The following is a 14,805-nucleotide window of genomic DNA, read 5'->3' on the forward strand; positions in this document are numbered from 1 at the left end:
GCCATGGCCCTCGACGACCTGCTGCGCCGCAGTGCCGCCCAGGGCGGCCAGAGCCAGGCCGACCGCGACCGGCCGGCGGCCGACCCGGCCCACGCGCCGCTGGACCCGCGCGACGCCGCCACGCTGATGCAGCAGGCCCGCACGCTGGCCGCGCACATCGCGCTGCCGGCGCCCGATGGCGGCGACGAGGGCCGCTGGTCGGCGCTGTTCCCCGACCTCGACCGCACCGCCTGGCAGCAGCTGGCCGACGCGCGCGACGGCCAGGTGCCGCCGCACCTGGCGCTGTGGCTGGCCCTGGCGCGGCTGCAGCAGGCCTCGCGCGAGCGCTTCAACGCGCTGGGCGCCGCCCACCTCGACTGGCAGCTGCGCACCGCACTGGGCTTCGCCCCCGAGCCGGCCCATCCCGACCACGCCCACCTGCGCCTGACGCTGAAGAAGGGCGCGCTGGCGCAGCTGTGCGACACCACCCGCGTCTTCAGTGCCGGGCCCGACGCGCAGGGCGTGGAGCGCCTCTACCGCCCGCTGCGCGACACGCCGATCGGTCCGGCCCAGGTGCGCTCGCTGCAGGGCCTGCAGCGCGACGGTGGCCGGCTGCGCTTCGCGCCGCGGGCCGACTCGGCCGATGGCCTGGGCGCGCCACTGGCCGCAGGCGCACCCGGCTGGGCCCCGGGCGGCGGGCCGGCGGCGCCGGAGGCGCCGGTCGGCTTCGCGATCACCTCGCCGATGCTGGCGCTGGCCGAGGGCCGGCGCGAGATCCGGCTGGACCTGGAACTGATCGGCAGCAGCGCCGCCACGCCGGCCGAGGTCGCGGCCGGCCTGCAGGCCTGGCTCAGCGGGCCGAAGGGCTGGATCGGGCCGCTGCAGCCGCAGGTCTCGGCCCACGGCAGCGGCTGGCGCCTGGTGCTGGTGCTGTCGCCGGACCAGCCGGCGGTGGTGGCGCACCAGCAGGCGCTGCACCTGTCGGCCTTCCCCGATGGCACGCCGGTGCTGCAGCTGCTGCTGGCCCCGGGGGTCGAGCTGCGCCCTGGCCTGTCCCCCTGGGCCGCGCTGGAAGGCCTGCGCCTGCAGGCGGCCACGCTGCAGGTCGAGGTGCAGGGCCTGCGCGGCCTGGCGCTGGAGAACGACCACGGCGCACTCGACCCGAAGAAGGTCTTCATGCCCTTCGGTGCCCAGCCGGTGCCGGGCTCGCGGCTGCGCATCGGCTGCCCGGAGGCACTGGCCAAGCCGCTGCAGTCGCTGTCGCTGACGCTGGACTGGCATGGCGCGCCGGCCAGCCTGTCGAGCTGGTACGCCGGCTACCAGGAGCGCTCGCGCATCGCCGACGGTGTGGCGGCGCGGCTGCGCTACACCGACGGCCGTGGCCATTCCACCGACGCCCCGGTGACCCTGCGCCCCAGCCCGCTGCTGCCCAGCGTGCTGCACAACGAACCGCCGGTGCCGGTGTTCCCGCTGCGCCTGGACTGGCCGCTGCAGCGCCTGCTGCAGTCGGGCAGCGGGCAGGCCCGGCTGCAGGCCGAGCGGGCGATGCAGGCGCAGCCGGTGCGCCGTCTGCAGCTGCACCTGCGCGGCCAGTCGCCGGCGGTGCCGGCCGGGCAGATCGCGCTGGAGCTGGACGGCGAGGACTTCCTGCACACCGCCCACCGTCAGCAGGCGGTGGCGCACCTGCTGAGCCAGATCCGCGACCCCGACGCGCCGCCGGTGCAGCCGCTGAATGAGCCCTACACACCGCAGCTGCGCGGTCTGTCGCTGGACTACACCGCGGCCAGCGCGCGCTGCGCGCTGGACCAGGCCGACGAGGCCAGCCTCAGCGGCGCCGATCTGGCCTTCTACCAGGTGGATGCCTTCGGCCCGGTGCGCGAGCACGCCTGGCTGCGTGCCACCCTGCCCTGGGCGCCGCAAGGCGCGCCGGGCCTGCTGCCGGCTCACCCGCATGCGCTGGAGCTGTGCATCGGCCTGGACGCGCTGGCGCCGGGCGATGCGGTGTCGCTGCTGTGCCAGGTCGAGGACGGCAGTGCCGACCCCGAGGCCCCGTCGCCGCGCATCGCCTGGTCGGTGCTGTGCGACACCCAGTGGCGGCCGCTGGGCGCGGCCGAGCTGGCGCTGGACACCACGGCCCACCTGCGCCGCAGCGGCCTGGTGCAGCTCACGCTGCCGCCCGAGACCAGCCGCGAGCACACCCGCCAGGCCAGCGGCCTGGTCTGGCTGCGCGCGTGCTGGCTGACCCCGGCCGGCAGCGCGGCCCGGCTGCGCCTGGTGGCCAGCAACGGCGTCGAGGTGCGCGCCGATGCCGCCCCCCACGATCCGGCGCGCTTTGCGCTGCCCCTGCCCGCCGGCAGCATCGGCAAGCTGGTGACGCCGATGGCCGCGGTCCAGGGCGTGGCCCAGCCCTTCGAGAGCTTTGGCGGCCAGGCGCCCGAAACCCCGGCGGCGTTGCGCCGCCGTGCGGCCGAGCGCCTGCGCCACCGTGGCCGGGCGATCACGCCGTGGGACGTCGAGCGCCTGGTGCTGCAGGCCTTTCCCGGGCTGCACCGGGTGCAGTGCATCCCGCACGCGCGCCCCGGCGGCCACTGGCAGGCGCCGGGCCACCGCCTGGTGGTGGTGGTGCCCGACCTGCGCCAGCGCCACACCGCCGACCCGCTGCAGCCGCGCGCCGACCTGGACACGCTGCAGTCGGTGCAGGCCTTCCTGGAGGCGCGCAGCGCACCGGGCACCCGGACCCATGTGGTCAATCCGCGCTGCCGCGTGCTGCAGGTGCGCTGCCGCGTGAAGCTGCGGCCCGGCGTGGTGTTCAGCCTGTACCGGCCGCAGATCGACGCGGCGCTGCAGCGCGCGCTGTCGCCCTGGCTGGCCGATGCCGCGCGCCAGCCCGGCTTCGGCGGCGCGGTGTGGCGCTCGGCCCTGCTCGATCTGGTCGAGGAGCTGCCCGGCGTGGACTACCTCAGCCGCTTCTCGCTGCACATGGATGGCGGCGAGGACCTGGCCGAGGCGGTGGCCGACACGCCCGACAGCATCCTGGTCTCGGCCCCCGGCCACCTGATCGACGAGGAGACCGGCGATGTCTGAGCCCGTGCCGCTGCGCCGTGCCGACCTGGCCGCCGAACCGGCGCTGGACTGGCGCGCGCTGTTCGCCGACGGCCTGGCGCAGCTGCGCGCGCTGTGCGGTGCGCGCTGGACCGACCACCACCTGCACGACCCCGGCATCACCACGCTGGAGCTGGCCAGCCATGCGCTGGCCGACCTGGCCTACCGCGGCGGCCTGCCGCTGGCCGACTGGCTGGCCAGCAGCGCGCCGCAGGGCGACGCAGCCGCCACCTTCTGGCAGGCGCAGGACGTGCTGCCGCAATCCCCCTGGACGCTGCGCGACCTGCGCAAATGCCTGATCGACATCGACGGCATCCGCAACGCCTGGCTGCACGAGGTGCCCGGCCCGGTGCTGTGGCTGAACCCGCGCACTGGCGAGCTGGCGCAGACGCCCTCGGGCGAGCCCGGCGAGCGCCCGGTCAGCCTGCAGGGCCGCTGGCAGCCGCTGCTGGAGTACGACGAGCGTCTGAACGCCGAACAGCGCGCCGAGCGCCAGGCCGAGGCGGCGGCGGCGCTGCAGGTGCGGCGGCCGCTGTGCCTGGACTTCCTGCCGCCCGAGACCGTGCCGGTGCAGCGCTTCGCGCTGTGCGCCGAGGTGGCGCTGGCCGACGGCGCCGACGCCCGCACCACCGCGGCGCGGCTGCTGCACACCGCGCACCGCACGCTGGCGCCGCTGCTGCGCCCGCTGACGCTGGACGAGGCACTGGCGCGGCCCGGCCCGGACGGGCAGCCACGCCGTGTCGACGAGGTCTTCGAAGGCCCGTGGCTGAGCCACGGTTTCCTCGACGACGGCGAGCTCGACGCCAGCGAGCTGCCCGCGATGCTGCGCCTGTCGGACCTGATCAATGCGCTGATGGACGTGCCCGGCGTCGAGGGCCTGCGTGACATCCGCCTGCAGCCGCTGGGCGAGGACGGCTTCGCGCTGCCCACCGACGACCCCTGGCGGCTGCCGGTGCGGCCCGGCCATGCCCCGCGTCTGGCCTGGGACAGCGGCCGGCTGGTGCTGAGCCAGCGCGGCCTGGTGGTGGCCGGCTGGCATGTCGCCGAGATGCCCGAGGAGGTGCGCAGCGCGCTGCAGGCGCTGCTCGACGCCGACCATGCCATCACCGACACGCTGCGCCAGCCGCAGCTGCCGCAACCCGCCGGCCGCGTGCGGCCCCTGAGCGCGCACCGGCCGCTGCAGCACGATTTCCCGGAGCTGTACGGCCTGGCGCGCCCGGACCAGGACGCGCGGGTGCGCCAGTTCCAGGGCTACCTGCTGTTCATCGACCAGTGGATGACCAACCAGCTGGCGCAGGCCGCGCAGCTGGCCCAGCTGTACTCGGTGGCGCCCACCCGGATGCAGGCGCTGACCGAGGCCTGGATGGGAGGCGCCACGCCGCCCACGCTGCTGGCGCGCCGCCTGAGCGAGCTGCCCGGCCACGAGGCGCTGTACCGGGACACGCCCGAGCAGCCGCTGGACGACGCCGGCCTGACCCGCCTGCTCGAGCCCGACCCCCGGCCGCGCCAGGCCGCGCTGCTCGACCACCTGCTGGCCCGCGCCGGCGAGGACATGGGCGCCCAGGTCGAGGCGCTGCAGCAGGCCTTCGGCAGCGGCGGCGGGCTGGATGCGCTGATCGAGCGGGCGCGCTTCCTGGCCGAGCTGCCGCGCCTGGGCGCCGAGCGCGGCCTGGCCTACCAGCAGCACCGGCGCGAGCCCGAGATGCTCTGGAACAGCGACAACATCAGCGGCCTGGAGCGCCGGCTGGCGCGTCTGCTGGGCATTGCCAACCCGCAGCGGCGCAGCCTGTCGGTGGTGGCGCACGACACCTATGCCGAGGTCGACGCCACGCCCGGCGACGAGTTCCGCTTCCGCGTGCGCGACGCGGTCAGCGGCAAGATCCTGCTGTCGTCCAGCACCCACTACGCCAGCCCCGAGGCCGCGCAGGCCGAGATGATGGCCGCGGTCGAACGCGCCCAGGGCGCCGACGGCTACCAGCGCCGCCAGACACTGGACGGGCGGCACTACTTCAACATCGTCGACGCTGGCGGCGAGGTGATCGCCCGGCGCATCGAGTACTTCGCCGGCCCCGAGGCGATGGAGCAGGCCATCAGCCACCTGCAGCGCTACCTGCGCGAGCACTACAGCGGCGAGGGCCTGTACCTGATCGAGCTGCCGCTGCTGCGTCCTGAACAGCCGGGCGACCCGCTGCTGCAGCCCTGCCTGGACGAGGGCTGCGGCGACTGCGACGGCGACGACCCCTATTCCTGGCGCCTGCTGATCGTGCTGCCGTCCTACGCCGGCCGCTTCGCCCACCCGGCCTTCCGCGCCCACGCCGAACAGCAGATCCGCCGCGAGGTGCCCGCCCACCTGCTGCCGCGCATCTGCTGGGCCAGCCCGCTGGCGATGGCCGAGTTCGAGGGCGCCTACCGCGACTGGCTGGCACTGCACGCCGGCGCGGCGGCGCCGCCGCGCGCGCAGGTGCTGACGCGCTTCCTGCGCGCCGTCACCGAGGTGCGCAACACCCACCCGGCGCAGCGCCTGACCGACTGCGTGGCCGAACTGCCTCGGCCCGCCTTCGTGCTCGGCCGCAGCGCGCTGGGCACCGAACCCCCGCCCCCCCTGGCCTGAGGAGTGCCACCATGGCCACCACATCCGCCGTCCTGAGAAGCCTCGCCACGCTGTCGCACGGCAGCCCGGTGTTCGAGCCCGACCAGGTGCTCACCCATGGCCAGCTCAACCGCCTGTCCGACTGGTTCGATGACCAGGGCCGGCTGACCCGCGTGCGCCTGATCGGCGTGGGCCTGGTCGATGGCCTGCAGGTGGCCCTGACCGATGCCGGCGTGCGCATCACCCGCGGCCTGGGCCTGAGCACCGACGGCGACCTGATCGAGCTGGCCGAGACCACCCAGTTCTCGTCCTGGCGCCCCTACGACCGCGAGGCCCCGCGCTACGAGCCCTTCTACACCGGCCCCGAGACCATGCGCGAGCTGGTCGAGCTGGTGGCCCCGGGCGACGAGGACACGCGCACGCGGCCGCTGATGGAGCTGCCCGGCGCGCTGCCGGGGCGCGTGGTGGTGGCGCTGATGGAGAGCGTCGAGAACGACCCCGACCTGTGCAACGGCACCGACTGCGACAACCTCGGCCGCGACGCGCTGCACCGCCTGCGCTGGCTGCTGTGCTCGGCCGAGGACGCCGCCGCGCTGCAGCAGGGCGAGCAGGCGCTGCTGCCCGCCTGCGAGCGCGCCCGCGCGCTGCCCGAGGTGCAGGCCACCGCCCCGCGGCTGCAGGGCCTGAACAGCACCCAGGGTCTGGCCCAGGCCTGCCTGACGGCCGGCGACGCCACGCTGGAGGCCCTGGCCACCGCGTTCAGCGCCCTGGCCTCGACCTTCGGCGAGCGCGTGGCCGCGCTGTGCGGCAACGCCAGCGCGCCGCTGGACTGGGTGGCCCGGCTGCGCCAGCGGCGCACCGAGGCGGCGTCGCGCAGCGGTGGCGGCCCGCTGTGGCTGGAGCACCTGGGCGACCTGGTCGACACCTGGGGCGCGCTGCGCGAGCAGCTGTTCCTGGACGACAGCGTGCTGCTGCCCGAGCTGGGCGCCTTCCCGAAGCACCTGCTGCTGGGCCAGTTGGGCGCACCGCGCCAGTTCCGCAGCGGTCTGTACCCGGCGCCCTCGAGCGCCGGCACCCGCGAGGCCGCGGCGCACGCCAGCTTCCTGATCTGGAAGCTGCACCTGCTGGTCGGCGCCTTCGTCTGGCCGCAGGACACCACGCTGCGGGTGACCCCCTCGCGCACCGCCACCGCGCCGCTGGAGGAGCGCGCCATTCCCTGGTACTACACGCTGAGCGGCGAGTTCCCGTTGCAGACCGGCTGGCACTACCTGCGCGCGGCGCGCGGCCAGCAGCAGAGCAACCTGGGCTACCGCGTGCCGGCCGACCGGCGCGGCGTGCCGCCGCCGCTGTCTCGCGTGCTGCTGGGCCACGACTTCTTCCGTGTCGAGGGCCACCTCGGCCAGCCGGTGCGCAGCGTGCGCGACGCGCTGCGCGCCCAGATCCGCCAGTTCCAGCTGCCCTTCACGGTGCGCGCGGTGCTGCTGCACACCGACCGCGCCCGCCTGGTGCTGCGGCCGTCGGTGCGGGTGACCGACCTGCACCGCTTCCACCACCTGCTGCGCCAGGACCTGCAGGTGCAGCTGGCCGACGGCCTGGCGCTGCACCAGCGGCAGAGCGAGCAGCTGCGCCAGGCGGTCGATGACACCACGGTGCCGCGCACCGTGGGCGAAGGCGTGTCGGTCATCGATGCAGCCACCAACACCACCAACCGGCTGGGCACGCTGCAGAAGGACAGCGCCCCGGTGCTGCAGGCGCGCCGCTACGGTGACTACCGCGCGCTGGGCGGCGGCGGCACCTCACCGAACTGGATCTTCCAGTGGGGCCAGACGCTGGGCCAGGTGGCGCAGACGCGCTCCGATCTGGGCACGGTGGCGCGCACCGATTTCAGCGCCGCGCACGACGGCCTGCTGCTGAGCAACCGGCCGCACTGGCTGCAGTGGCTGGACCAGCTGATCGACCACCGCGACGCGCAGCAGGACGACCGCCTGCTGATGCCCAACTTCCTGGCCGAGAACCCGGGCGCCGTGCATGCCGGCGGCGTGCCGCGCGGCGGCACCCTGGTGCTGGTCTACGACGACCAGGGCCGCGTCATCACCGACCTGGCGCTGGACCACTGGGAGCCCGAAGAGGACGAGGACGAGCCCGACCTGCCGCCGCTGCAGGTGCTGCCGTGGCGGCCCGACCTGCTGCGCGAACGCGCGGTGCGCATCATCCGCCCGCTGGATATGGTGCTGAACGACCGCGTCAGCGTGGTGCGCGCCGAGGTACAGAAGGACTGGCTGGCGCAGTTCGATGCACAGAAGAGCTACCTCGACGGCGTCTTCAAGTACACCCTGCTGCCGGGCAAGCTCGAAGGCTTCACCTTCGACACCGGCAACGGCCTGGTCGACATGATGGCCGAGCGCGTCGGCCGGCTGCAGGAAGACGTGCGCAAGGCGCAGACGCTGGCCGCGTCGAGCCAGCTGTCGAGCGCCGAGCGCGAGCGCGCCGACACCCTGCTGCAGGACCTGCGCGGCCAGCTGGCCGAGGCGGTGGTGCAGACCACCCAGCAGCTGCTGGTGACCGAGGTGGATGTGGGTGTCGGCGGCCGCGGTGCCGCCGTGCCGACGCTGCTCACCGGGGCGATCGCCCAGGTCGGTGGCGGCACGGTCGGCAAGGAGCTGCAGGGCCGACTGGGCAAGCTGCAGGGCGGCACGGACACCAAGGGCGGCATGGTGCAGCGCCTGCAGCAGTTCTCGCTGGGCCTGCAGCGCTGATCACCGGTGAGCCCGCCGCTCGCACCCCTGCCGCACCGCGTGCGCCGCCTGCGCTGGCAGGCCCGCGCGGCCGGCGCGGCCGAGGCGCTGGCGCTGCGCCAGCGCCTGGTCAGCGGTCAGGAGCGGCTGCAGCAGGCGCTGGGTGAGGCGCTGGACGGCCTGGACGACGGCGGCTGGCTGCAACTGGCCCGGGTCGAGCTGCAGCTGGATCCGTCCTGGCTGGAGGCGCCGGCCGACGCGCTGGTGCAGCATCTGCGCGCCCAGCTGGCGCCGCAGCTGCACGGCCTGCGGCGCAGCGCCGCGGCCGCCGGGCCGGGTGGCGCAGCGCCCGCAGGCGAGGCGGCCGCCGACACCGTCGCCCTGTTGCCGGCCCAGGCGCTGCTCGACTACCTGGCCACCGGCCACCTGCCCTGGGCCCTGGGCGGCCTGGCGCCCGAGGCGCTGCGCCCGCGCCTGCAGGCCGCCGCCGAGGCGCTGGCGCAGGACGGCCTCGTCTGGCGCGCAGCGCCGCCGCCCACCGATCCCACCCTGCTGCTGGGCTGGTGGCAGCGCTGGTGGGCGCTGTGGCCCGGGCCCGCGCGCGAGGCCTGGTGGCAGGCCCAGCAGGCGGTCACCGCCGCCACGGCCGCGGTGCACGAAGGATCGACGCCCTCCCCCGCGGCCCTGGCCCGTTGGCTGGCCCAGCCCTCGGTGCCGCAGGCGCGGCGCGGCCCGCTGCAGGCGCTGTGGCTGGCCTGGCACAGCGCCGGGCCGGGCGGCGGCGTCGCGGCAGGGCCGTCCGCAGTGGCCCCGACGACGCCGTCCATCGCGGCGCTGGCCCAGGCCCTGTGGCCGGAGGGCTTCGCCGGCACGCCGACCCCACCGGACCGTCCCCGCAACGCACCCCCACCCGCCGCCCCGCCGCCCGGGGTCGACACCGCCCCCACCGCCCGGCCGCTGGCCCGCGCCGTGCAGCCCCGCGCCGAGCCGGGCTGGATGGTGCCGCTGGCCGGCCTGGTGCTGCTGCACCCGTGGGTGCCGGCGCTGTTGCGGGCCTGTGACGTGCCCACACCGGCGCGCCCGGACCAGGCCTGGGACCCACTGGCGTTGGCGCGGGCCGGCGGCCTGCTGCGCGCGCTGGCCCAGGCCCCGGAGGCACCGGCCGAGGACGGCGAGTGGGCGTTGCCGGTGGTCAAGCTGTTGCTGGGCTGCCCGCCCGATCTGGGCTGGCCGCTGCCGCTGTGCCCACCCACCCCGCAGGAGCAGGCCGAGGTGCAGGCGCTGCTGGCGGCGGCGATCGACCACTGGGGCGCGCTGGGCCGCACCGGCGTCGACAGCCTGCGCACCAGCTTTCTGCAGCGGCCCGGCCTGCTCTCGCGCCAGGGCGAGGGCTGGCTGCTGCGGCCGCTGCCCGAGGCCTTCGACCTGCTGCTGTCGCGCCTGCCCTGGGGCCTGGCATGGATCCGCCTGCCCTGGATGGCCCAGCCGCTGCAGGTGGACTGGAGCGCGCCATGAGCAGCGACCAGATCGACCGCGAGCTGGCCTGGCTGGGCCGCCTGTGGCAATGGCGGCTGGCCGAGCACTTCGAAGCCGCCCCGTCGGCCGAGCCCACCGACGCGCCGCCGCCCGAGCCCCTGCCGGCGCTGCTGGCCGCACTGCCCGCGCCGCTGCACGGCCGCGACGCCCGTGCGCTGCTGTGGCTGGCGATGGCGCCGTGGCTGCAGCCGGCCTTGCTGGACATGCTGTTCGCGCGGCGCAGCGACACCGGCCGCGGCTTCACCGAGTTCGGCGGCCTGGCGCACGGCGAGCACGGCGCCTTCGCGCCCACCGGCGAGACCGCCTGCTTCCTGCTGGGCGGCATGGAGGGCGAACAGCGGCTGCAGGCCTGGCGGCTGCTGCACACGCTGACCGCGCTGGACCAGGGGGCCTGGCTGCAGCTGGGCGCAGCGCCCGAGGGCCAGGCCGCGCTGTGCGGCGCCTGGCGGCCGGGGCCGCAGTTGCTGCGGCAGCTGCTGGGTCCGCTGGCCGAGCCGGTGCAGGCCGCGCCCAGCGCCAGCCTGGCGCACCCGCTGCGCACCGGCCTGGGCTGGTCCGACCTGGTGCTGCCGCCGATGACCCTGGCGCAGCTGGAGGAGATCGTGCTGTGGCGCACCCACCGCCAGCAGCTGCTGGTCGACTGGGGCCTGGGGCGGCGCCTGAAGCCCGGCTACGCGGCGCTGTTCCACGGCCCGCCGGGCACGGGCAAGACGCTGTCGGCGGCGCTGCTGGGCCAGCGCTGCGCACGGCCGGTGATGCGGGTGGACCTGGCGGCGCTGGTGTCCAAGTACATCGGCGAGACCGAGAAGAACCTGGCGCAGCTGTTCGACGAGGCCGAGCGGCAGGACTGGATCCTGTTCTTCGACGAGGCCGACGCGCTGTTCGGCAAGCGCAGCCAGGTCAGCGACGCCCACGACCGCTATGCCAACCAGGAGATCAGCTACCTGCTGCAGCGCGTCGAGGAGTTTCCCGGCGTGGTGCTGCTGGCCAGCAACCTCAAGGGCAACATCGACGACGCCTTCCAGCGCCGCTTCCAGAGCGTGGTGGCCTTCGCGCTGCCGCGCCCGGCCGAGCGCCTGCGCCTGTGGCGCGAGGCGCTGCCGGCGGCGCTGACACCGGCGCCCGACGTGGACCTGCCGGCGCTGGCCCAGCGCCACGAGATCGCCGGCGGCACGATCATGAACGCGGTGCGCGTGGCCTGCCTGCGCGCCGCCCAGCGCGCTGACGGCCTGCTGCGCGCGGCGGACCTGGACGAGGGCGTGCGCCGCGAGCTGGTCAAGGAAGGGCGCAGCCTGTGAGCACCACCGCGCCGCGCTTCGTGGCCCGCGTCGAGCAGCGCACGCCGCCGGTGCCGGCGCGCCAGGCGCGGCCCGCGGCTGCGCCGCTGCGCTCGGCGCGTGACAGCCGCCACTCGGCCGCCGAGCGCGAGGCCGACCGCGTCGCGGCCCAGGTGATGGCCCTGCCCGCGGGTGCGCCGCGGCGCAGCGGACCCGCCGGTGCGCCGCCCTCGGCTGCAGCCCTGCAGGCCGGTCGCGCGCTGGGTGGCGGCGGCGGCCAGCCGTTGCCGGCGGCGCTGAAGCACTTCATGGAGGCGCGCCTGGATGCGCGTCTGGACGCCGTGCGCCTGCACGACAGCGAGCGCTCGGCACGCCTGGCGCGCGGCCAGCAGGCGCGCGCCTTCACGCTGGGCGCCGACATCTTCATGGGCCGCGGCGCCTTCCAGCCCGACAGCGCGGCGGGGCGCGCGCTGGTGGCGCACGAGCTGACCCACACCATCCAGCAAGGCGCGGTGCGCCAGGGGCCGGCGCCACGGCGGGCGGCGCTGGCGGCGCCCCGCCCGGTGGCCTTGCCGCGCCTGGCGGCCAGCGCGCCGCCGGTGCAGCAGCGCACCGCGCCGCAGGTGCAGCGGCTGGGCATCTCGGACGCGCTGGACTACTTCGCCGAGAAGGCGCACTACATCCCGGGCTTCCGGATGTTCACGCTGGTGATCGGTGTCAACCCGGTCAACATGAGCACGGTCGAGCGCAGCCCGGCCAACCTGCTGCGCGCGGTGATCGAGCTGGTCCCCGGCGGCGCGCTGGTCACGCAGGCGCTGGACAACCACGGCATCGTCGACCGCGTGGCGGCCTGGATGTCGCAGCAGTTCAATGCGCTGGCCGGCATCGGCGCGTCGGTGCGTGCCTCGATCGACGAGTTCCTGGACTCGCTGAGCTGGACCGACATCTTCGACCTGGGCGGGCTGTGGGACCGCGCCAAGCGCATCGTCACCGAACCGATCAACCAGCTGATCGACTTCGGCGCCAGCCTGATCGGCGGCATCATCGGCTTCATCAAGGAGGCCATCCTGCGGCCGCTGGGCCGCCTGGCCGAGGGCACCGCGGGCTACGACCTGCTGAAGGCGGTGCTGGGCTTCGATCCGGTCACCGGCGACGCCGTGCCGCGCACCGCCGATACGTTGATCGGCGGCTTCATGAAGCTGATTGGCCAGGATGAGGTCTGGCAGAACCTGAAGAAGGGCAACGCAGTGGCGCGCGCCTGGGCCTGGTTCCAGGGCGCGCTGGGCGGGCTGATGGGCTTCGTGCGCGAGATCCCGTCCACCTTCGTGGCCGCGTTCACCTCGCTGGAGCTGGTGGACATCGTGCTGGTGCCGCGCGCCTTCGCCAAGCTGGCGCGGGTGTTCGGCAGCTTCTTTGGCCGCTTCATGTCCTGGGCTGGCGGCACGGTCCTGAGTCTGCTGGAGATCCTGTTCTCGGTGGTGGCGCCCGGGGCCATGCCCTATATCCGCCGCGCGGCCGGCGCGCTGGCCAGCATCTTCCGCAACCCGATCGGCTTCGTCGGCAACCTGGTGCGTGCGGCCAAGGCCGGCTTCCTGCAGTTTGCCGGCCGCTTCGGCGCGCACCTGAAGGCCGGGCTGATCGACTGGCTCACCGGCTCGCTGCCGGGGGTCTACATCCCGCGCAGCTTCGCGCTGCCCGAGATCCTGAAGCTGGCGCTGAGCGTGCTGGGCCTGAGCTACGCCCACCTGCGCGGCAAGCTGGTACGCGCGGTGGGCGAGCCGGCGGTGAAGGCCATCGAGATGGGCGTGGCGGTGGTCAAGACCCTGGTCACCGAGGGCCCGGTGGCCGCCTGGGACCAGCTCAAGACCTCGCTGGGCAACCTCAAGCAGATGGTGGTCGACGGCATCATCGACATGGTGGTGGGCCTGATCACCCAGAAGGCGATTCCCAAGCTGGTGGCGATGTTCATTCCCGGCGCCGGCTTCATCAGCGCGATCGTGGCGATCTACGACACCATCATGGTGTTCATCAACCGGCTCTCGCGCATCATCCAGGTGGTCACCGGCTTCCTGAACTCGATCGCGGCGATCGCCTCGGGCGCGATCGGCGCCGCGGCCAACCGGGTCGAGTCGGTGCTGGCCGGGCTGCTGAGCCTGGCGATCAGCTTCCTGGCCGGCTTCGCCGGGCTGGGCAAGGTGGCCGACCGGGTGATGCAGATCATCCAGCGCGTGCGCGCGCCGATCGACGCCGCGCTGGACCGTCTGGTGGCCTGGATCGTCGGCCTGGCCAAGCGGCTGATGGGCGCGCTCAAGGCCGGTGCGAAGCGGGTGCTGAACTGGTGGAAGAAGAAGCGCAGCTTCGGCGGCGGCAGCGAGTCGCACACGCTGCTGTTCAGCGGCCAGGGCCGCGCCGCGCGGCTGCAGGTGCGCTCGACGCCGATGACGCCCGAGGCCTTCGTCGCCCGCTTCGACCTGGGGCCCGGCACCGCCCAGCAGCGCGCCACGATCACCGGCCTGTGCGCCAACATCGCCAAGGTGCAGGCCGACCTGGTGGCGGCCGAGGCCGCGTCGCCGCAGGACGAGGCGCGGCTGACCACGCTGGACGGCCAGCTCGACCAGGCCTTCACCCAGCTGGCCGATGCACTGGCCGCGCTGGTGGGCGCCGGCGAGGTGGACGGCGCGGTGGCCGACATCAAGATCACCCGGCCCAGCTTCACCGTGGAGACCGCCACCGCGATGAACCCCACCGGCCAGGACCTGGTGGCGGCCAAGCTGGATCGCCGGCACATCGTCTCGTCCAAGGACATGGCCCAGCACTACGAGACCACGCTGAAGGGCGAGTCGCGCTGGGCCAAGGCCAAGGCGCTGCTGCTGGCGCGCGGTGAAACGGTGGCCAAGCCGCTGTCCAATGCGGCGATCGAGGCCGCGGCGCGCGCCCGACATCTGCGCTTCTTCAACGACCTGAAGAACCTGTTCCTGGGCGGCGCCAGCATCAACCGCTCGCTGGGCCGGCGGCTGGACCGCGGTCAGGAGCTGGGCGCCGACGGCAAGCCGATCGCCGGCTCGGGCTTCACCGATGCGCAGATCAAGGCGCACCTGCGCGACGTCAACAACCGCTGGGCGCTCAAGGGCAGCGTGGCGATCACCACATGACCCGCTCTGCCCTGCACCCGCTGGTGGACGCGCTGCTGCGCGAGTGCGACTGGCAGGCCGAGCCCGATGGCCCGGGGCGCTGGCACGTGGGCTTTGCCGCGGGCGAGGCGCCGGTCGCGGGCCTGCTGCTGTGCGAGGACGAGCCCGGGCTGCGCTGGTCGCTGCGCTTCCTGCTGGCGCGGCGCCTGACGCCGTCGCAGTGCCCCGCGGCCAGCCTGGCGCTGCACCGCGTGCAGGCCGGCTTCAGCCCCTGGGTGGCGCTGGACCTGGACGAGGCCCACGGCCTGGTGCAGGTGCGCTGTGGCTGGGTGGCGGGCGACGACGGCCCGGCCGCCGCGCGCCTGCGCCGCGCCCTGGCCGAGGGCATGGCGGCCGTGGAGGCCGCCGCCGCCGCGCTGGCGCCACTGGCGGCATGAAAAAACCCGCCGGGCATC

The 14,805-nt window shown here is 75.0% G+C and carries 7 protein-coding genes; all 7 read left to right on the forward strand.

Annotation, left to right across the window (positions count from 1 at the left end; genetic code table 11):
- The first annotated feature begins 3 nt into the window (after nt 1-3).
- Genes KAK07_RS22475 through KAK07_RS22505 form a run of 7 tightly spaced genes read left to right on the forward strand, consistent with a single transcriptional unit; the run spans nt 4 to nt 14,787 of the window.
- Complete coding sequence (locus tag KAK07_RS22475) at nt 4-3,063, forward strand: baseplate J/gp47 family protein (protein WP_210863339.1); 3,060 nt, start codon at nt 4-6, stop codon at nt 3,061-3,063.
- Nucleotides 3,056-5,692 (forward strand): contractile injection system baseplate wedge protein, encoded by a 2,637-nt coding sequence (locus KAK07_RS22480; protein WP_210852449.1) that lies wholly within the window; start codon nt 3,056-3,058, stop codon nt 5,690-5,692. Before KAK07_RS22475 ends, KAK07_RS22480 begins: the two co-directional genes overlap by 8 nt.
- A gap of 11 nt (nt 5,693-5,703) precedes the next feature.
- Entirely contained in the window at nt 5,704-8,427 is a 2,724-nt protein-coding gene (locus KAK07_RS22485) for a hypothetical protein (RefSeq protein ID WP_210852451.1), read from the forward strand.
- 6 nt (nt 8,428-8,433) lie between these two features.
- The gene (locus KAK07_RS22490) at nt 8,434-9,921 is read left to right on the forward strand and encodes a contractile injection system tape measure protein (protein WP_210863341.1); all 1,488 of its coding nucleotides are present in this window, start codon (nt 8,434-8,436) and stop codon (nt 9,919-9,921) included.
- Nucleotides 9,918-11,240: an ATP-binding protein gene (locus KAK07_RS22495; protein WP_210852455.1), complete on the forward strand. Its 1,323-nt coding sequence runs from the start codon at nt 9,918-9,920 to the stop codon at nt 11,238-11,240. Before KAK07_RS22490 ends, KAK07_RS22495 begins: the two co-directional genes overlap by 4 nt.
- The gene (locus KAK07_RS22500) at nt 11,237-14,371 is read left to right on the forward strand and encodes an eCIS core domain-containing protein (RefSeq protein ID WP_210852457.1); all 3,135 of its coding nucleotides are present in this window, start codon (nt 11,237-11,239) and stop codon (nt 14,369-14,371) included. Before KAK07_RS22495 ends, KAK07_RS22500 begins: the two co-directional genes overlap by 4 nt.
- Nucleotides 14,368-14,787, forward strand: a complete 420-nt coding sequence (locus KAK07_RS22505; RefSeq protein WP_210852459.1) for a hypothetical protein — start codon at nt 14,368-14,370, stop codon at nt 14,785-14,787. Before KAK07_RS22500 ends, KAK07_RS22505 begins: the two co-directional genes overlap by 4 nt.
- Nucleotides 14,788-14,805 lie beyond the last annotated feature (18 nt).

The organism is Ideonella alba, assembly GCF_018069875.1.
In the GTDB taxonomy this organism is placed as follows: Bacteria; Pseudomonadota; Gammaproteobacteria; order Burkholderiales; family Burkholderiaceae_C; genus Ideonella; species Ideonella alba.